This is a genomic window from Methylocystis parvus OBBP, from assembly GCF_027571405.1.
Lineage (GTDB): Bacteria > Pseudomonadota > Alphaproteobacteria > Rhizobiales > Beijerinckiaceae > Methylocystis > Methylocystis parva.
In genome coordinates, this window is the sequence record NZ_CP092968.1 from 4,056,848 (window position 1) to 4,076,007 (window position 19,160).

The window sequence follows — 19,160 nt, forward strand, 5'->3', positions numbered from 1 at the left end:
CGCAAAAGTTGTGGATTTTTGCCGGCCGAAGGCGCTCCAATCTTTTGAGTTGGCGCGTTTTCTTGCCGCTCGCATCCAATGCGGGCAAAAAGCGCGCTGTGGATTCGCGGCGGCTCTCGATGGGGCCGCGCTCGCGGGCGTGGCGGAACTGGTAGACGCGCCGGATTTAGGTTCCGGTGACGAAAGTCGTGGGGGTTCGACTCCCTCCGCCCGCACCAAATACCGCATTTCGCGGAAGTTATCGCAAAGGCCGCCGTCGCGCGCACGGCCGGCTTTGAAGTTGTAGAAGGCGATCGACATGCAAGTGACGCAAACCTCCTCGCAGGGTTTGAAGCAGGAATTCAAGGTCGTGCTGCCCGCGGCCGACCTCGCCGCCAAGCTCGGCGCCCAGCTCGCCGAGGTGCAGGCCAAGGCTCAGATCAAGGGCTTCCGTCCGGGCAAGGCGCCGATCGGCCATCTCAAGAAGCTCTATGGCAAGAGCATCATGGGCGACGTGCTTCAGGAGGCCGTCAACGAGGCCAACCGCAAGATCGTCGAAGACAACGGACTTCGCATCGCCGTCGAGCCGAAGCTCGAATTCCCGGGCGGCCAGGAGGAAGTCGAGCGGGCGCTCGAGGCGGAGGGCGATTTCGCCTTCACGGTCACGTTCGAGACGCTGCCGAAATTCGAGATCGGCTCTTTCGACGACATTTCGCTCGAGCGTCCCGTCGCCGAAGTGTCCGATGAAGACATCAACGCGGCGCTGAAGAATCTCGCCGATCGCGTGCAGGAATTCGACGCGCGCGAGGAAGGCGCGAAGGCCGAATCGGGCGACAAGCTGACGATCGACTTCACCGGCAAGCTTGACGGCGTCGCCTTTGAGGGCGGCACGGGCGGCGACGTCGATCTCGTGCTCGGCTCCAACGCCTTCATCCCCGGTTTCGAGGAGCAGCTCGTCGGCGCTGGAGTCGGCGAAGCGCGCATTGTGAAGGTGACGTTCCCCGAGGATTATTCGGCCGCGCATCTCGCCGGGAAGGACGCCGAGTTCGACGTGACGGTCAAGGCCGTCTCGGCGCCGAAGGCGCTCGAGATCGGCGAAGATCTCGCCAAGAAATACGGCTTCGAGAATTTCGACGCCATGAAGGAGGCGGTGAAGGGGAATCTCGAGGCCGACTTCCACAAGATTTCGCGCGACAAGCTGAAGCGCGCGCTGCTCGACGCCCTCGACAACCGCTATTCCTTCGAGCTTCCGGAAACGCTGGTCGAGCAGGAGTTCAACAATATTTGGGGCCAGCACGAGGCCGAGTCGCAGCGGGCGGGTCAGCCGATCGCCGAAGAGGGCAAGACCGAGGAAGAGACCAGGGCGGAGTTCCGCAAGATCGCCGAGCGCCGCGTGCGCCTTGGCCTCGTTCTTGCTGAAATTGGCCAGGGCGCCGGCGTGAAGGTCGAGGACAAGGATTTGACCGAGGCCCTTGTCGAGCGCGCCCGCATGTTCCCGGGCCAGGAAAAGCAGGTCTGGGATTTCTACCGGAACAATGAGCAGGCGCTCGCCCAATTGCGCGCGCCGATCTATGAAGAACGCGTCGTCGATCATATCTCGCAATTGATCAAAATCACGGACAAGACCGTGACGAAGGACGAGCTCTTCAAGGAAGACGAGGAAGCGTAAGCTTTGTTTGCGTCCCGACGCGCTCCGGCATATGACGGGACGATGATTTCGCCGGCGGAGAACTCCTCCGCCGGCTGGTTGCATGAGAGGGCCGCGGGGCAAGTTCGAGTAATTGCCTTGCGACCGGTCTAATCGCGCGGCGCGCCGGACGGCCGCGCTTGGGAAGGCGACGCAATGCGTGATCCGATCGAGGTCTACAACCAGTATCTCATTCCGCAGGTGATCGAAAACACGTCGCGCGGCGAGCGCGGCTTCGACATTTATTCGCGCCTGTTGCGTGAGCGGATCATCTTCCTGACCGGCCCGGTCGAAGACCACATGGCTTCGGTCATCATCGCCCAGCTTCTTTTCCTCGAGTCGGAGAATCCGAAGAAGGAAATCTCCCTCTACATCAATTCGCCGGGCGGCGTGGTGACGGCGGGACTCGCCATCTACGACACGATGCAGTTCATCAAGCCGAAGGTTTCGACGCTTTGCGTCGGTCAGGCGGCGTCCATGGGATCGCTTCTGCTCTGCGCCGGCGAGGCGGGCATGCGCTATGCGCTCCCCAACGCCCGCGTGATGCTGCATCAGCCGTCGGGCGGCTTCCAGGGACAGGCCTCGGACATTCAGCGCCACGCCGAAGACATTCTGAAGGTGAAGAAGCGGCTCAACGACATCTATGTCCGCCACACGGGCAAGGATTACGAGATCATCGAGCGCACGCTCGACCGCGATCACTTCATGTCGGCGGAAGAGGCCAAGGAATTCGGCATCGTGGACAGCGTGCAGGTGAAGCGCGCCGACGACGAGGCCGAGGGGAAGTAAGAGTTTCCCTTTCCCCGTTGAATGAGGGGAGGGACGCGCGGCGGATATTCCCTCTCCCCGTTCGCGGGGAGAGGGGGCCAGCGTCGCAAGGCTTTAAACGCGCGGCAGAAAAACATTGCGCCCGCCATTCCTTCGGGAAAAAGAGCGGGCGACGAGGTGAGAGAGACGAGGGCTTAGGGCGCGCGCATGTTTCGCAAGATTTTGATCGCCAATCGTGGCGAAATCGCCTGCCGCATCATCAGGACGGCGAAGAAGATGGGCATCGCCACGGTCGCCGTCTATTCCGACGCCGACGCCGACGCGCTGCATGTCGAAATGGCGGACGAGGCCATCCATCTCGGCCCGCCGGCGGCGGCGCAGTCTTACCTGCTCATCGACAAGATCGTCGCCGCCTGCAAGCAGACGGGCGCGGAGGCCGTGCATCCCGGTTACGGCTTCCTCTCCGAGCGCGCCGCCTTCGCGAATGCGCTCAAGGACGACAATATCGTCTTCATCGGCCCGAACCCCCGCGCCATCGAGGCGATGGGCGACAAGATCGAGTCGAAGAAATTCGCATCCGCCGCCAAGGTGAGCGTCGTGCCGGGCTATCTCGGCGTCATCGAGTCGCCCGAGGAGGCGGTGAAGATCGCCAGGGACATCGGTTATCCGGTGATGCTGAAGGCTTCGGCCGGCGGCGGCGGCAAGGGCATGCGCATCGCCTTCAATGACGCTGAGGTCGTCGAAGGCTTCACCCGCGCCAAATCGGAAGCCGCGTCGTCTTTCGGCGACGATCGCGTCTTCGTCGAGAAGTTCATCCAGAATCCGCGCCACATCGAAATTCAGGTGCTCGGCGACAAGCACGGCGCCGTCATTCACCTCAATGAGCGCGAATGCTCGATTCAGCGCCGCAACCAGAAGGTGATCGAGGAGGCGCCGTCGCCGCTGCTCGACGAGGCGACGCGCGATGAAATGGGCGCGCAGGCCGTCGCGCTCGCAAAGGCGGTGGATTACGACTCCGCCGGCACGGTCGAATTCGTCGCGGGTCAGGACAAGAGCTTCTACTTCCTCGAGATGAACACTCGCCTGCAGGTGGAGCATCCGGTCACGGAGCTGATCACGGGCGTCGACCTCGTCGAGCAGATGATCCGCGTCGCCGCCGGCGAGCCGCTGCAGCTCACGCAGTCGCAGGTGAAGATCAATGGCTGGGCGGTCGAGAGCCGCATCTACGCCGAAGACCCGACTCGCAACTTCCTGCCCTCGATCGGCCGTCTGGTGAAATACCGTCCGCCGGAGGAGAAGAAGGAAAACGGCGTCACGGTCCGCAACGATACGGGCGTCACCGAAGGCCGCGAGATCTCGATCCATTACGATCCGATGATTGCGAAGCTCGTCACGCATGCGCCGGATCGTCTCGGCGCCATCGTGGCGCAGGCCGACGCGCTCGACCGCTTCGTGATCGACGGAATCCGTCACAATATTCCCTTCCTCTCGACGCTGATGCAGATGGAGCGCTGGCGCGCCGGCGAGCTATCGACCGGCTTCATCGCCGAAGAGTTTCCGGAAGGCTTTACGGCGCCGGAGCCGAAGGGCGATCTCGCTCTGACGCTCGCCGCCGTGGCGACGCTCATCGATTACATCGGCAATGGCCGCAAGCGCCAGATCACCGGCCAGCTCATGAACGGCCGTCCGGTGGAGTTCGCCCGCGAACGCGTCTGCATGCTCGGTGAATCCCGTTATGACGTTGCGCTGGAAGAGCAGGGCGAGGCGCTCGTCGTGCGCTTCGCGGCAGGCGACAACCGCGCGCACCGCATTTCCTCGCATTGGCGTCCGGGCGAGCCGGTCTTCAAAGGCGACGTCGACGGCCGTGCGGTCTATGTGCAGGTGCGCGCCATCCTCAACGGCTACGAACTCGCCCATCAGGGCGTGAGCGTGCAGGCGCGCGTCTACACGCAGCGCGAGGCGGAACTCGTCGCCTTCATGCCCAAGAAGAAGGACGCCGGCGCCTCCAAGCATCTGCTCTGCCCGATGCCCGGTCTTGTGAAGACGATCGACGTGAAAGAAGGCCAGGAAGTGAAGGCGGGCGAGGCGCTCTGCATGGTCGAGGCGATGAAGATGGAGAACGTGCTGCGCGCCGAGCGCGACGTGACCGTCAAGAAGATCCTCGCCAAGCCCGGCGACAGTCTCGCGGTCGATGCGGTGATCATGGAATTCGCTTAAGCAGCCGACCAATCGAGAAGCGCAAAACGCGGCCTTTCGGGGCCGCGTTTTTTGTTTGATCGTCAGAGTGCGAGCGCTGGTCGCGAACCGCTCCCCCTCTCCCCGCGTGTGCGGGGAGAGGGCTGGGGTGAGGGGCGAGCGGGAACGCCAATTTCAGCTTGCTTGAGGACGCAGCTTTCTCAACGCCACCTATCCCTCACCCTCTTCCCATTCCGCGGGGGAGAGGGGATGGCGGCGCCTTTTGCGTTGGTCGAGGCGATCACGCTTTGACGTTACCTCTTGATCCGCCCCTTGGGTCATATCTTAGGGAGGTTTCAGGAGGCGTTCTTCGGTGTCGGACTTCTCAAGGAAAGACGAATTGCTCACCGCCGCCGAATGCGCTGCGCGCATCGGCCTCACCGTACGCGCCCTGCGCGTCTATGAGCGCCATGGGCTGCTCGCGCCGAGGCGGACGGAAAAGGGCTGGCGGCTCTATGGCGCGGTTGAGATTGCGCGGCTGCATGAAATCCTCGCGCTCAAGCAACTTGGCCTAAGTCTCGCCCGTATCGCGCAACTCCTCGAAGATCGCGCCAACGATCTCGATCGCGCCCTCGCCATGCAGGAGATGTCGCTGCTCGCGATGAAGCGAGCGACCGAGCGTGGGTTGGCCCTCGTCGCCGTCGCGCGTAATCGGCTCGCGGCAGGGGAGGCCTTGTCCGTGACCGAACTTGTCAACCTTGCAAAGGAGACGCAGATGACCGAGCCGCTTTTCGACGCCATCGCGCAAAGACGCTACGAGCAGGCGCGGCCACGCAAGGCCGTTCCCATCGATCCGGCTTTGCTCGGCCGCTATGTCGGTCATTACAAATCCGATTTTGGCGTCGTATGGGACGTGACGCGCAGAGAAGACAAGTTGTTTTTCAAGAATCCCGGTTGGCCAGTTGCAACCGAAGCCCTGCCGGAGAGCGATCATCAGTTTTTCTTTTCGCGCTGGCCGACGCAAGTGAGTTTTCATCTCCCGCCGGATGGCCCGGTCGATCGCTTCACGCTTCATCATGGTGGTTTCGAGAGCCTCGCTTATCGGATCGACGCGGCGGAAGCGGAAAAGGAGGCGGCAATATTGGCAAGCCGCATCAAGAACAAGACGCCAAATCCCGGCAGCGAGCAAATCCTTCGGCGCACCATTGCGAGCCTGCAAAGCGGCGACGTCGATTTCGGTCAGTTCATCGAAAGCCTTTCATCGCACCTCAAATGGGCGTTGCCGGCGATACTGGAAGAGTTTTCCGTGAAGGGCGCTTTACGCGAAATTGCGTTCCGGGGCGTCGGCAAGATGGGTGGGGACGTCTATGACGTCAAATTCGACAATGAGAATACTGAATGGCGCATCGGCCTCGCGCCGGACGGAAAGATCAGATTCCTCTTCTGGCGGTCAATGCCCTGATCGAGCGATTAAAGTTTCACGCCTCATTGCGAGGAGCATATGCGAAGTCGGGTATGCCCGACTTCGAGAAAATGCGACGAAGCAATCCTGACGCGCCTTTTGCGTTGGATTGCTTCGCTTCGCTCGTAATGACGGAAAGGCGCTCGCAATGACGGGGAGGCGCGCAGGTTCGGGCGGAAGACCATGCGCTCGTTCGGCGTTCCGCTGGCCGCGTCCAATGTCCGCGATTTTCATTCCGCGGCTGCGCAGCTTCCGTCGCCCGCATCCACGCCGGGAACCAGATTTTCCCGCACCACCTTATCCGCGCGCGCTTTCGCCTCGGCCAGATCCTTGTCGAAGACCTCGGTCGAATATTCGCCCGCCGACGTCTTCACGATGGAATCATTTGCGGGCTTGGCTTCCGCGCTCACATTGATCGAGGTGACGGTCGAAAGGCCCGGCCGCAGCGGGGTCTTTTTCAGTTCTTCCGGATCGATCGCAATGCGGATCGGAATGCGCTGGACGATGCGGATGAAGTTGCCCGTGGCGTTGTCTGGCGGCAGGGTTGCGAAGACGCTGCCCGAGCCCGGCACCAGGCCTTCCACCGTGCCGTGGAAAGTTTCGCTCGATCCGTAGAGATCGACCTTGATCGTCGCCGGCTGGCCGGGTCGAATCCGCGACATGCGGTTCTCCCAGAGATTCGCTTCGACCCAAAGATGGTCGAGTGGCACGATGTTGAGAATCTGGTCGCCGGGGCGCAGGCGCTGGCCGACCTGCACCCGCCGCTTGGCGACATAGCCTGTCGCCGGCGCGCGAATGTTCTGGCGCAAAAACTCGATATAGGCTTCGTTGAAGCGCGCCTTGGCGAATTCGATGTCCGGATGGTTCGTCGGCGTCACCCCGCCGACGCGCGATTCGATCGCGGCGAGCTCGGCGCGCGCCTCGCGCAAATCCGCTTCCTGCGCATTGAGCGTGTCCTGCGTATTCTGCAGCAACTGACTCGAGGCGGCGCCGCTCGACGCCGCCTGCTTGTAACGCGAAAGGTCGTGCCGCGTGCGCTCGCGGATGGCGGCGCGGGCCGTGACCTTCTGGCAGAACTGGCGGCGATTGGCGAAAAGCGCGCCGACATTGCGCACGGCGCGGCCGAGCTCGGCTTCCGCCTGTCCCAGCGCCGCGCGGGCGCGCTGCGCATCGAGCCGCACCAGCACGTCGCCCTTCTTCACGAGCTGCGTTTCTTCGGCGAGCACTTGCGCGACGACGCCGGTCGCGTCGGACTGCACCGGTATGATGTTGCCGGTGACGAATGCGTTGTCCGTCGTCACCCAATCGCGATCATAGGCGAAATAGCGGAACGCGGCGGCGAGCGCGCCGACTCCGACGCCGACAGCGAGAAGTTTGAGCAGGAAATTTCGTCTCGCCCGGATGGTCCTGCGAGAAAGCATCGGGGACGGCGCCTCAGGCGCTTCAATCGTTTCCTCGGCCAAGATCAGCCTCCTCCGAGCGACTGCACGGCGTTGACGACCGGCGTGATGGGATCGGTTTCGGGCGCGGGCCTCGGTTCGCTCGCAGCGGGTCCCGCGTCATAGCCGCCGCCGAGCGCCTGGAAAAGATCCACGGCCGCGATGAGCTTGTCGCCTTCGAGACCACGCTGAATGAAGGCCGCGTCGAGAAGGTCGGCATATTCCTGCACAACCTCGCGGCGGTCGCGCAGCCCGTCGCGCAGGCGGATGCGCGCAAGCTCCAATTCCGCCCTCCGCGCCTTGATGAAGCGCGACTGGGAATCGAATTCGCTTTTGAAGCGCTTGAGATTGGCGAGCGCGTCGGCGACCTGTTGCGCGGCGGCGAGCAGCGTCTCGTTATATGCGTCCACCGCCTGGTCGTAATCGGCGCGCTGGACCTCGAGATTGCCGGTGATCCTCCCGCCCTGAAAGATGGGGAGATGCAAGCCGGGGGTCACGCTGTAGACCATCGCGCCCGGATTGAAGAGATAGCCGCCAAGCTTCGTGAACTGCGTCGAGGTGACGGAAGCCTCGAGCCCCGCGGTGACCGAAAGGTCGATCGAGGGCAGAAACATCGTTTTTGCGACATGTATGCGGTCCGCCCAGGCTTCCGCGCGCCGCAGCGCCGCCATCAGATCTGGACGATGCGCCAGCAGTTCGATCGGCAGGCGTTTCGGCAGAGCTGGCTGAACGGGCGAGACGGCTTTCTTCGCGGCGAAAAGATCGCGCGCATAGTCCGGCCCTTCGCCCATCAGGCGCGCGAGCGCATTCTCCTGGATCGAGATGGCGGCGGCGAGAGAGGCCTCGCGCCGCACGGCGGCCTCTTCACTGGCGCGCGTAATCTGGACGATGTCCAGCGACTCCAGGCCGGTATTGTAGCGCGTCTCGGCGAGGGCGCGCAGTTCGCGGCGCAGCTTGCTCAGCTCCCTGGCGAGCTTGAGCTGCTCGGCGAGGACATAGCCGCGCAGATAGGCGCGGGCGACGCTCGCCGTCAGCAGAAGGCGCGTCTGCTCCAGTTCGCCTTCCTGCGCGAGCGCATCGCCGATCGCGGCGTCGAGCAAAGCGCGGTTGCGACCCCAAAAATCCAGCTCCCATTTGGCCGAAATCGGATTGAGAAAAGATGCGGATTTTTGGAGGCCGGCCTGATTTGGGTTGAGTCCCGCCGCGACGCCATGCTCGGCGTAGCGCGTTTGCCTGTACGAAAGATCGCTCTCGACATAGGGCGTGAGGCGCGAACTGGCGACGTCGATCCCGGCCTCGGCCTCTTTGAGCGTATCGGCGGCCTTTCTGAGATTCTGATTGTCCGTCAGGGCCTTTTCGACGATGCGGTCGAGATCGGCGCTGCGGAAGGCGCGCCACCATTGCTGGCCCGGCCAGCCCTTTTCGCCGCTCACGCTTTTGACGCCGGCCGCCGCGATCGTGCGGCTCAAGGACGGCGCTTCGACGAATTGCGCGCGCTCCTCCTGCGCCGTCGGCATGCAGCCCGAGAGAAAGAGGGAGAAACCCGCTATAGCGGCGCGACGATCGAACCACTCAAAATCGAAATCAGCGCGGAAATGACCGCTACAGCGCATACGACTCCCCTTCTTGCGAATCTTCGCGGGCAGGAGTCATCAGCCTCTTCGGCGGTTTCGGGGAACTCCATCCCCCTTTTTTCTATCGGACAATTTTACCGAAAGCCCATCCCAAGGCAAGGCGTTGTTGGTCAATTGGCCGTCGTCCACAGCTAATCGCTCTTTCCCCCTTGCGCGCAATCGCGGTGAGCGACGGGAAATCGCGCGAATCAAACGAGGACGCGCAATAAGAACAGGATATTCGCGCCGAGCAGGAAGGCTCACAGCGAGAACGGCGTGGCTTGGGAACGTTGGAGCGCGCGTCGACTTAGCCATCCACGGCGCGCTCAGGAGCAGCAGCCCGCTGGTCAATCTGTCGAGATCCGCGGAAAAGCCGACCCTGGATTTTGAAAAACAATGCGATCCTGGAGCGCGCGAAGGATTGGCTCGCGGGAGATGAAAGCGCGCTTTATCGCAGCGCTTCTTCCAACGTCTCCAGAAAGGCGTCGCCAAATTGCGCGAGCTTGCGCTCGCCGACGCCATGCACGGAGAGCATCTCGTCCAGCGTCGCGGGACGCTTTTCCGCCATGTCGATCAGCGTGCGGTCGGCGAAGATGACATAGGCGGGCACGCCCTCCTCCTGAGCGAGTTCGCGCCGCTTGCGTTTGAGCGCCGTAAGGATGCGGTCCGTCGCTTCGTCGAGATTGGCCGAGGTCTTCTCGCGCTTCTCCCTGCGCGTCAGCGGGTCGCCGCGCAGCATGATCGTCTCACGCCCGAAGAGAATGTCTTCGCCTTTCGCCGTCAGCGCAAAACCTCCATGTTCGGCGCTCGCTGTCTGCAAGGCGCCGGCGGCGAAGAGCTGGCGCAGGATCGAGGCCCATTCCTGTTTCGAATGTTCCTTGCCAACGCCGAAGGTCTTGATCGCGTCGTGCCCGTGTCGGCGCACCGCGTCAGTCGCCTCGCCGCGCAGCACGTCGGCGAGGTGGTTCGCGCCGAAGCGCTGGCCGGTGCGATAGACGGCGGAGAGCGCCTTTTGCGCGGGGATGAGGCCGTCAAAGACCGCAATCTTGCCTTGGCAGACGTCGCAACGCCCACAGGACGCAGCCTCTTCGGCAAAGTAAGCGAGCAGCGTCTGGCGTCGGCATCGAGGCGTTTCGCACAGCATTGCGAGCGCCGAGAAGCGCTCATGCTCGATGCGGCGGCGCTCTTCAGCGACTTCCTTCTCGTCGATGCGCCGTCGGCGGAAAGCCATGTCGTCGAGCGAATAGAGCGTCAGCGTATCGGCGGGCAGGCCGTCGCGCCCCGCGCGGCCGATCTCCTGATAATAGCTTTCGACCGAGGACGGCATGTCGGCATGGGCCACGAAGCGCACGTCCGGCTTGTTGACGCCCATGCCGAAAGCGATCGTCGCGACGGCGATGACGCCGTCTTCGCGCAGGAAGCGGTCGCCATTGCGGTTGCGCGTCGCCTGATCGAGGCCCGCGTGATAGGGCAGGGCGTCGTAGCCCTGCTCCTGAAAGTAAGCGGCCAGATCTTCCGTGCGCTGGCGGGAAGAGCAATAGACGATGCCGCTCTCGCCTTTATGGCGTTCGAGAAAGCGCGACAATTGTCGGCGCGGTTGATCTTTCAGCGCGAAATTCAGCGCGATGTTCGGCCGATCGAAACTGTGCAGGAAGAGTTGCGGCGGCGAGGGGAAGAGGCGCTTGGCGATATCCTCGCGCGTCGCGGCGTCGGCGGTGGCCGTGAGGCCGACGACTTGAATATCGCCCAGCGCCTCCGCCGCGCGGCCGATCTCGCGATATTCGGGACGGAAGTCGTGGCCCCATTCGGAGACGCAATGCGCCTCGTCTATGGCGAGGCGGCGGGGCTTCGCCCGGCGCAGGTCGGCGATGAGCCCGTCCATCATCAGGCGTTCGGGCGAGACGTAGAGAAGCCGCAGATCGCCCTCGCGCATGGCGCGGCGGGCTTCGTCATTCTCCTCGGCGCCGTTCATGGAGTTGAGCGTCGCCGCCGACACGCCGAGCGCCCGCATCTGCCGCACCTGATCGCGCATCAGCGCGATGAGCGGCGAGACAACGACGGTCAGCGCCTCCTCCATGACGGCCGGAAGCTGGTAGCACATGGATTTGCCGCTGCCCGTCGGCATGACGGCGAGGACCGGACCGCCGGCGAGCGCGGCCGCGATGATCTCCGCCTGACCGGGGCGGAAGTCGTCATAGCCGAAGACGGATTTGAGCAGCGCGCGGGCTTGCGGGGGAAGATCGGGCATGGCGCCGGAATAGCACAGGCAAGAGCGCGAGGGCCAATCCGCGGCGCTGGAGGAACCATCCCACCCCAGGCAAGTTCATCACGGGGGCGCGCGCTCGGGCGTCTCGCGGCTTTGCCGCGTCCGGCGCAAACGGAGCATGCCAAATGAGAGCGCTCACCTTTCACGGCAAAGGCGATATTCGTTGCGAGAGCGTGCCCGATCCCGCGATCGAAGATCCGCGCGACGCGGTGATCAAGGTCTCGGCCTGCGCCATTTGCGGCTCTGACCTGCATATATATGACGGCGTTATCCCGCAGATGAAAAATGGCGACGTGCTCGGTCATGAGACCATGGGCGAAGTCGTCGAAATCGGCGCGTCGGTGAAAAAGCTGAAGGTCGGCGACCGCGTCGTCGTGCCTTTCACGATCTCCTGCGGCGAATGCTATTTCTGCGAGCACGGCTTCTATTCGGCCTGCGAGCGCACCAATCCCGATCACGCCAAGGCCGAGACCCTCTGGGGCCATTCGCCCGCCGGGCTCTTCGGCTATTCTCATCTTCTCGGCGGCTATCGCGGCGGTCAGGCGGAATATCTGCGTGTGCCGCACGCCGACTCCGGCCCGATCAAAGTTCCGCAGAATCTTTCAGACGATCAGGCGCTGTTTCTCTCGGATATTTTCCCGACCGGCTATATGGCGGCGGAGTTTTGCGACATCAAAGGCGGCGAGACGATCGCCGTCTGGGGTTGCGGACCAGTGGGACAATTCGCCATCCGCAGCGCGTTCATGCTCGGGGCCGAGCGGGTGATCGCGATCGATCATATCCCCGAGCGTCTGGCGCTCGCCGAAAAGGCCGGCGCCGAGACGCTCGATTTCCACAAGGTTGATATCTACGAAGCGATCAACAGCATGACCAAAGGGCGCGGCGCCGACGCCTGCATCGACGCCGTCGGCACGGAGCCCGATCCGACAGGGAGCATCGATTCCTTCATCGACCGCGTGAAAGTCGCGGCCTTTCTCGGCACCGATCAGCCGCATGTGCTTCGCCAGGCCGTGCATTGCTGCCGCAATTTCGGAACCGTCTCGGTCGTCGGCGTCTATGGCGGTTTCATCGACAAATTCCCCATGGGCTCGGCGATCAATCGCGGCCTCACCTTCCGCATGGCGCAGACGCCCGTGCAGCGCTATTTACCGCGACTCTTGGAGCGCATCGAAAAAGGCGACATCGATCCGTCCTTCGTCGTCACGCATCGTGGAACGCTGGAGGAGGGACCGGACCTCTATAAAACCTTCCGCAATCGCAAGGATGGTTGCATCAAGGTGGTGTTGCAGCCTTGAGATTGCGGGGGATTTCCCCACCCGACGCTGCTTCGCAGCGCCACCCTCCCCGTAAAGGGGAGGGATTGCTCGCGATCGACGTTTCTTGCTTGAAACGAAGGACTGCGGATATCGTCACCCGATCAGCTTATGGATAATCCACCCGATCAGCAGCGCAATCAGCGTTGTGGAAAGCGCCATGCCGGCCCAGACCGACAGGCCGGTGACCGCGCCGCCTTCCTTGAAGGTGTTGCGCAGGCTGGCGTTGAGGGTGATCCACGGAGCCACAAGCCCGGCGATGATCGCATACCAGTGCCAGTCCATCACTCACCCCCGTCTCTCGATCCGCCCCGGCGTCACATGCAGCATTTCCGCGCGCCCCTCCAGCGACGCGAAAAGAAACGGGTCGGCGCCCGTCATCCATATCTGCCCGCCAAGCGCTTCAAGTTCGTGAAACAGCGCCTCGCGCCGCTTCGGATCGAAATGCGCTGCGACTTCGTCGAGCAGCAATAGGGGCGCCTTTACCGTCATCTTTGCGACGAGCCGCGCATGCGCCAGCGTCAGGCCCATCAGCAGCGCCTTCTGTTCGCCGGTCGAGCAGTCGCGCGCGGCTTCGCCCTTGGGGCCATGGCGCACGGCGAGGTCGCTCGTCTGCGGGCCGGTCAGCGTGCGGCCGGCCGCCGCGTCGCGCCGCCGCGTCTGGCTGAGCGTTTCGCGAAAGCGCTCTTCCACGGCGAGGGCTGGCGCTTCGGCCAGCATGTTCTCGATCTCGCCCTCGATCGAAATGTCGGCCCAGGGAAAGACGCTTTCGCCGGCGACGATGAGCGCGGAGAGCCGCGAAACGGTCTCGCGCCGCGCCGCCGCGACGGCGACGCCGAGCGCGGCGATTTCCTGTTCGGCGGCGTCGAGCCAGCGTTTGTCGGAAACGCCCTCCTCGAGCAGGCGATTGCGATTGCGCAACGCGCGTTCGAGCTTGTTGACGCGCGCGCCGTGATCGGCGTCGACGCCAAGCGCGAGACGATCCAGAAAGCGGCGGCGTTCGCCGGCGGGGCCGTTGAACAGCCCGTCCATGGCGGGCGTCAGCCATAGAACGCGCAGATGGTCGGCGAAGGCGCGGGCGGAGGAGACGGGCGCGCGCTCGATGCGGAACTGGCGCTCGCCCTCTTGCGTCAGGCCGTGGCCGAGCTGCGTCGAGGCGCCGTCGCTCTCCAACTCTAGGGAAACGGCGAAGCCTCCGGCGCCGTCGCGACGCGCGCATTCGGCGAGTTCGGCGCGCCTGAGCCCCCGGCCCGGCGAAAAGAGCGACAGCGCCTCCAGCACATTGGTCTTGCCCGCGCCGTTCTCGCCCGAAAGCGCGACAAGCCGCGCATCGAACTCGCAGCGCGTCGACGCATAAGAACGATAGTCGGAAAGGATCAGACGCCGCACAAGCGGCGCGGGCGGGTTCATCACAAAGTCAGATAGGTCATTGCGGACGCGCGACCCGGCGTCCCGACGAGAGAAAGCTGTAGCTGTGGGTGCCGACGAAGGAGGCCATCGCGGCTTCGACGACCGGATCGTCGGACCCCGCAGGCGTCGACCAGTCCACCGTGAAGCTCGCGCCGACGCCCGCTCTGACGTCATCCTGCGCGACCGCGATCTGCATCGAAGCGTAGGGCTTCAGATAGAGGGGCTCCGAGACATAGGTTTCGACGACGTCGCCGGCGCCGCTGCGATAGTCGATCCGGTCGATGGCGAGCACATTGGTTCCGGACGCGTTGTGGATCGAGAGCGTGCCCGAGAAATTCAGCCGCGTGACGCCGCCATGGCCGATCAGAGTCGAATGCAGCGGCACGAAGGTGCGGCCTTTATTGGCGAGTTTCTGTTCCGGCGCAGAGGCCGCGGCGCCGGCGGGCATGTTGACGGCGGAGGCCTCCTTGTCGCGCGCGCGAGCGGCAGAAGGCAGAGCGAGGAGAAGGCCGAGCGCCAGAAGGCGTGAAGTCGTCTGCATATCGGGGTCGCCTTTGGCGGAGAGTCGCACTCTTTTACCAAGGCGTCGCCATCATTGCGAGCGACGGCGGCCATCGGGCCATGGCCGCTTTGGCCTTGCGCACAAAATCTGTATTCTCCGCGCGCATCGAGCAGGGAGCCTTGGGCTTGTCGAGCCAAAATACAGAGCAAAGCCTTGATGGTAAGAGCATTCTGCTCATCGTCGGGGGCGGGATCGCGGCCTATAAGTCGCTCGACCTCGTGCGCCGGCTGCGCGAGAGGGGCGCGCGCGTGCGCGTCGTCATGACGGCGGCGACCAAGGAATTCGTCACTCCGCTCGCTTTTACGAGCCTGACCAGCGAGAAGGTTCATGACGACCTCTTCTCCGCGACCGACGAACAGGAGATGGGGCATATTCAATTGTCTCGCGCGGCCGATCTCGTCGTCGTCGCGCCGGCGACCGCGCATCTCCTTTCGCGCGCGGCGCACGGATTATGCGACGATCTGGCGACGACGCTCCTTCTCGCGACCGACAAGCGCGTTCTGTTCGCGCCCGCGATGAATCTGCGCATGTGGCTGGCGCCGGCGACGCAACGCAACGTCGCGATATTGAAGCAGGACGGCGCGCTCTTCGTCGGACCGGAGGACGGGGCGATGGCGTGCGGCGAATATGGTCCCGGCCGCATGAGCGAGCCGCTCGACATCGTCGGCGCCATTGAAGACGCGTTGAAAGGCGAAACGCGGCTGCGGCTTCCCGGCGCCGCCAAGGGGCCGCTGTCGGGCCGCCATGTCGTCGTCACCTCCGGACCGACGCATGAGGCGATCGATCCCGTGCGCTACATCGCCAATCGCTCCTCCGGCAAACAAGGCCACGCAATTGCGGCGGCCGCAGTGGCGGCCGGCGCGCGCGTGACGCTGATTTCGGGGCCCGTGACGCTGCCCGATCCCGCCGGATGCGACGTGGTCCGGGTCGAAAGCGCGCGCGATATGTTCGCGGCCGTGGCGCGCGTCCTGCCGGCGGATATCTTCATCGGCGCGGCGGCGGTCGCCGATTGGCGCGTCGAGGCGGCGGCGGACAAGATAAAGAAGCGGCAGGGCGCGGCGGCGCCGACATTCTCGCTCGTCGAGAACCCCGATATTCTCGCGACGGTTTCGCGCGCTTCGAACCGGCCGCGCCTCGTCGTGGGTTTCGCGGCTGAAACGCGCGACGTGATCGCCCACGCCAAGGAGAAATTGTTGCGCAAGGACTGCGATCTCATCATCGCCAATGACGTGTCGGAGGCGGCGGGCGTTTTCGGCGGCGACGCAAATGAGGCGCATCTCGTCTCGCGCTCAGGCGTCGAGAGCTGGCCCCGCATGAGCAAGGAGGCGGTCGCCGCGCAACTTATCGCGCGCCTCGCCGATATCCTGGACAGGAGCGAGGCCGCCGAATGAAAATCTCCATCCGTCGCCTCACCAATGGCGAAGGCCTGCCATTGCCCAGCTACGCCAGCGACGGCGCCGCCGGTCTCGATCTTTACGCCGCGCTGCCCGCCGGGCAGAAGCTTGTCCTCGAGCCGGGCGCGCGCGATCTCATCCCGACAGGCGTGCAGATCGCGCTGCCGGCCGGCTATGAGGCGCAGTTGCGTCCGCGCTCCGGTCTCGCCGTCGAACACGGCGTCACGGTGCTGAACGCCCCCGGCACGATCGACTGCGACTATCGCGGCGAAGTGAAGGCGCTGCTCATCAATCATGGCGGCCAGCCTTTCGAGATCACGCGCGGCATGCGAGTGGCCCAACTCGTCGTCGCGCCGGTGACGCGCGCCATATTGGTCGAGGCGGAAGAACTCGACGAAACGGCGCGAGGCGCCGGCGGGTTCGGCTCCACCGGCCTCGGAGACGCCGGCGAATGAAGCTGCTGCCCAAGCCCGCGAGATTTGCGCTGATGGCGGCGCTCGACGTCGCGCTGCACGCGCGGGGACGTCCTGTCTCGTCCAAGGAGCTCGCGGCGCGGCACGACCTGCCGCCGCGCCGGCTCGAAACGCTGCTCCAGGCGCTCGTGCGGGCGGGCATATTGAAAAGCGTGCGCGGCCCGGCGGGCGGCTATGAGCTGGCGCGCGAGAGGCGCCGGCTTTGCGTCGGCGAAATCGTGCGCGTCGCTCTGCGCGCCGAGGAAGACGAGGATCAATCGCCGGCGCTGCTGGTCGCGGTCCTGGAGCCGCTGATCGCCGAGACGGAGGAGGCGGCGCTTTCGAGGCTGGACGACATCACGCTCGAAGACCTCTACGCCAGCGCCATCGCCAAGGGCTTTGGCGAGAAGCAGCCTGCGAGCGATTTCGACATATGAGCGCGCCGCGAAAAAGATGGGGCGGTTTTTTCGCCGAGCTCTTTAACCCGTTCGAAGAGGCGCCGCGGCCGGCGCAGGGAGGTCCAGATGAGTTACGAGACGATCGAAGTCGAAACCCATGACCGCGTCGGCCTCATCCGGCTCAATCGTCCGCAGGCCCTTAACGCCCTCAACGCGCTTCTCATCAGCGAAGTCGACTGCGCCCTGACGGGCTTCGAAAAGGATGACGGCATTGGCTGCGTCGTCGTCACCGGCTCGGAAAAGGCCTTCGCCGCTGGGGCCGACATCAAGGAAATGAAGGACAAGAGCTTTTCGGAAGCCTTTCTCGGCGATTTTATCGGGCGCTGGGATACGGTGGCGCGGGTCCGCAAGCCGATCGTCGCCGCCGTGGCGGGCTTCGCGCTGGGCGGCGGCTGTGAACTCGCCATGATGTGCGACTTCATCATCGCGGCCGATACGGCCCAGTTCGGCCAGCCCGAGATCAAGATCGGGGTGATCCCCGGAGCGGGCGGCACCCAACGGCTCACGAGGGCGGTCGGCAAAGCCAAAGCCATGGATCTCGTTTTGACCGGCCGGATGATGGGCGCGGAGGAGGCCGAGCGGGCCGGGCTCGTCGCGAGGGTCGTGCCCGCGGCCGACCTTGTGGCCGAAGCGCTGAAGGCGGGCGCGGCCATCGCGGCCATGTCGCTTCCGGCGGCCCTGATGGCCAAGGAAGCGGTCAATGCGGCCTTCGAGACGACGCTGATTGAGGGCGTGCGCTATGAGCGGCGGCTTTTCTATTCGCTTTTCGCCACCGAGGACCAGAAAGAGGGCATGGCGGCCTTCGTCGAAAAGCGCAAGCCGGCTTTCCGGAACCGTTGACGTGAACCGCGCCGCCGCCATTGACGAAAAGGGGGCTCGCGCTTATAAGGCCCGCGACGTGGCCGCGATTTCGCGGCCGCAACGTTTTCTGGCGGCCTTGAGTCGCTCTTACAGCTTCGAGGACAGATAGAACATGGCCAATACCGCTTCGGCCAAGAAAGCCGTTCGCAAGATCGAGCGCCGCACCACGGTCAACCGCGCCCGCCGCAGCCGCATGCGCACTTTCGTACGCAAGGTTGAAGAGGCTATTGCGTCGGGCGACGCGACGCTGGCGGCGGCCGCTCTGCAGAGCGCCGTGCCGGAGATGATGCGCGCCGCGCAGAAGGGCGTCATCCATAAGAACACCGCCTCGCGCAAAGTGTCGCGCCTGAGCGCGCGCGTTAAGGCGCTGTCGGCCAAGGGCTGAAGCAAATTTGCGTCTCTAGCGTGCAGCGTTGCTCGTTTTCGTGACACTGTGCGAAACAAAAAAGCTCGGCGTTGCCGGGCTTTTTTTTGTGATTTTGTCATGCGAATTATCAGTGACGCTCCGGTGACGCGGGCGTTAAAAAATTTTTCTCGTGAAAGTTGCGCGCATTCAAACGGCTCCCGATTCAATCTCTTGTAACTAAGCCGTCAAATTGGCGGGGATCGCGCGCCACTTGACAGTCTCGCAGGATTCTTTCCGCACGCTGACCAGCGCGTTTGCACTAAAGCTTGGGACCAGATGGTACCGGCGCTGAATCATCGATTTACGGATCGAACTGCGCGGCTAGCGCTGTTTCGGCGCCACACCCGCGGCAAAACAGCGGCCATGCGGTGATGAGGATCGTTGCGTGAAAGAGGTGGTGCGTGTAGGGTCGTTCTTGTCGGACGAAAGCGGTCGACGTCAGAAATTCAGCTGCAGGCTGAGCGCATCAAGGGAGCGACGGCATGTCGATGTCCTGCCTCGGAAAGCCAAGGCTTTTGGCGTTGTTTCGCTTTCCTTCCTGTTCGATCTGAAATTCAAGAGATCAGTTTGCAAGACAGATGAATCTGTCTTGCGTGGCGTTGGAAATCCGGAACCCGGACGGTTCCGGAAACCGGGGGTATTTGTCATGACGGGGATGCGGCCAGCCAATTTGATTGGAGTGCTGCGTATCGCGTGCGCGCCATCGGCGCGGCGTTGTTTTGATTCCGTTCCCGGTATGAGTTTCGATAGAGCGAGTTGTCAGACCGAGAGTTCGAGTTTCGTGAGCGGTCCGCCTCGTTAGAATCCTCGGTCTTCGCGCCGAACGTCGACTTCTTACTTGACGATCTCGAAGCACGCCGCCCGCGTCAGCGCGGGCGTGGCCTGTTGCTCGCTTTTTATGAAAAAAGGTCGCGA

Annotated in this window: 16 protein-coding genes, 1 tRNA gene and 1 riboswitch; of the genes, 11 read left to right on the forward strand and 6 right to left on the reverse strand. The window is 63.8% G+C overall.

Annotated features, from left to right (window positions below; genetic code table 11):
- Positions 1-133: 133 nt before the first annotated feature.
- The 5 genes from MMG94_RS19620 to MMG94_RS19640 all read left to right on the forward strand — a co-directional run bounded on the left by MMG94_RS19620 (position 134) and on the right by MMG94_RS19640 (position 6,071).
- Positions 134-218, forward strand: a tRNA-Leu gene (locus tag MMG94_RS19620).
- Positions 219-298: 80 nt separating this feature from the next.
- Positions 299-1,648, forward strand: coding sequence for a trigger factor (gene tig / locus MMG94_RS19625; protein ID WP_016918395.1), 1,350 nt, complete (start codon positions 299-301; stop codon positions 1,646-1,648).
- 174 nt (positions 1,649-1,822) lie between these two features.
- Positions 1,823-2,455, forward strand: coding sequence for an ATP-dependent Clp endopeptidase proteolytic subunit ClpP (clpP, locus tag MMG94_RS19630; RefSeq protein ID WP_016918396.1), 633 nt, complete (start codon positions 1,823-1,825; stop codon positions 2,453-2,455).
- A gap of 186 nt (positions 2,456-2,641) precedes the next feature.
- A complete protein-coding gene (locus MMG94_RS19635) occupies positions 2,642-4,651 on the forward strand; it encodes an acetyl-CoA carboxylase biotin carboxylase subunit (RefSeq protein ID WP_016918397.1) in 2,010 nt (669 codons plus the stop codon).
- Positions 4,652-4,982: 331 nt separating this feature from the next.
- Positions 4,983-6,071, forward strand: coding sequence for a MerR family transcriptional regulator (locus MMG94_RS19640; protein WP_040578865.1), 1,089 nt, complete (start codon positions 4,983-4,985; stop codon positions 6,069-6,071).
- A gap of 230 nt (positions 6,072-6,301) precedes the next feature.
- On the opposite strand, the gene MMG94_RS19645 is transcribed toward MMG94_RS19640, so the two are convergent.
- From MMG94_RS19645 to recQ, 3 genes are all read right to left on the reverse strand, one after another.
- Positions 6,302-7,492 carry an HlyD family efflux transporter periplasmic adaptor subunit gene (locus MMG94_RS19645; protein WP_040578882.1) on the reverse strand — a complete coding sequence of 397 codons (1,191 nt, stop codon included), beginning with the start codon at positions 7,490-7,492 and terminating at the stop codon, positions 6,302-6,304.
- 44 nt (positions 7,493-7,536) lie between these two features.
- On the reverse strand, positions 7,537-9,123 hold the full coding sequence (locus tag MMG94_RS19650) for an efflux transporter outer membrane subunit (protein ID WP_016918400.1): 1,587 nt from the start codon (positions 9,121-9,123) through the stop codon (positions 7,537-7,539).
- 23 nt (positions 9,124-9,146) lie between these two features.
- A riboswitch (Fluoride riboswitch) is annotated at positions 9,147-9,207 on the reverse strand.
- Positions 9,208-9,571: 364 nt separating this feature from the next.
- Positions 9,572-11,371: a DNA helicase RecQ gene (gene recQ / locus MMG94_RS19655; protein WP_016918401.1), complete on the reverse strand. Its 1,800-nt coding sequence runs from the start codon at positions 11,369-11,371 to the stop codon at positions 9,572-9,574.
- 143 nt (positions 11,372-11,514) lie between these two features.
- Here recQ and MMG94_RS19660 point away from each other — a divergent pair, with 143 nt between their 5' ends.
- A complete protein-coding gene (locus MMG94_RS19660; protein ID WP_016918402.1) occupies positions 11,515-12,684 on the forward strand; it encodes a zinc-dependent alcohol dehydrogenase in 1,170 nt (389 codons plus the stop codon).
- Positions 12,685-12,798: 114 nt separating this feature from the next.
- Here the strand turns inward: MMG94_RS19660 and MMG94_RS19665 are convergent, their stop codons facing one another.
- The 3 genes from MMG94_RS19665 to MMG94_RS19675 are packed head-to-tail and all read right to left on the reverse strand — an operon-like array spanning position 12,799 to position 14,653.
- Complete coding sequence (locus MMG94_RS19665; protein WP_016918403.1) at positions 12,799-12,987, reverse strand: hypothetical protein; 189 nt, start codon at positions 12,985-12,987, stop codon at positions 12,799-12,801.
- Positions 12,988-12,990: 3 nt separating this feature from the next.
- Positions 12,991-14,112, reverse strand: coding sequence for a DNA replication/repair protein RecF (recF, locus tag MMG94_RS19670; RefSeq protein ID WP_016918404.1), 1,122 nt, complete (start codon positions 14,110-14,112; stop codon positions 12,991-12,993).
- A 16-nt stretch (positions 14,113-14,128) separates the two neighbouring features.
- Positions 14,129-14,653 carry a DUF3124 domain-containing protein gene (locus MMG94_RS19675; protein ID WP_016918405.1) on the reverse strand — a complete coding sequence of 175 codons (525 nt, stop codon included), beginning with the start codon at positions 14,651-14,653 and terminating at the stop codon, positions 14,129-14,131.
- 80 nt (positions 14,654-14,733) lie between these two features.
- Between MMG94_RS19675 and coaBC the strand changes: the two genes are divergently transcribed.
- From coaBC to rpsT, 5 genes are all read left to right on the forward strand, one after another.
- Complete coding sequence (gene coaBC / locus MMG94_RS19680) at positions 14,734-16,065, forward strand: bifunctional phosphopantothenoylcysteine decarboxylase/phosphopantothenate--cysteine ligase CoaBC (RefSeq protein ID WP_016918406.1); 1,332 nt, start codon at positions 14,734-14,736, stop codon at positions 16,063-16,065.
- On the forward strand, positions 16,062-16,523 hold the full coding sequence (gene dut / locus MMG94_RS19685) for a dUTP diphosphatase (protein ID WP_016918407.1): 462 nt from the start codon (positions 16,062-16,064) through the stop codon (positions 16,521-16,523). Before coaBC ends, dut begins: the two co-directional genes overlap by 4 nt.
- Positions 16,520-16,957 (forward strand): RrF2 family transcriptional regulator, encoded by a 438-nt coding sequence (locus MMG94_RS19690; RefSeq protein ID WP_016918408.1) that lies wholly within the window; start codon positions 16,520-16,522, stop codon positions 16,955-16,957. Before dut ends, MMG94_RS19690 begins: the two co-directional genes overlap by 4 nt.
- 87 nt (positions 16,958-17,044) lie before the next feature.
- Entirely contained in the window at positions 17,045-17,818 is a 774-nt protein-coding gene (locus MMG94_RS19695; RefSeq protein WP_016918409.1) for an enoyl-CoA hydratase, read from the forward strand.
- 133 nt (positions 17,819-17,951) lie between these two features.
- Complete coding sequence (gene rpsT / locus MMG94_RS19700; RefSeq protein WP_016918411.1) at positions 17,952-18,224, forward strand: 30S ribosomal protein S20; 273 nt, start codon at positions 17,952-17,954, stop codon at positions 18,222-18,224.
- The last annotated feature ends 936 nt before the right edge of the window (positions 18,225-19,160 follow it).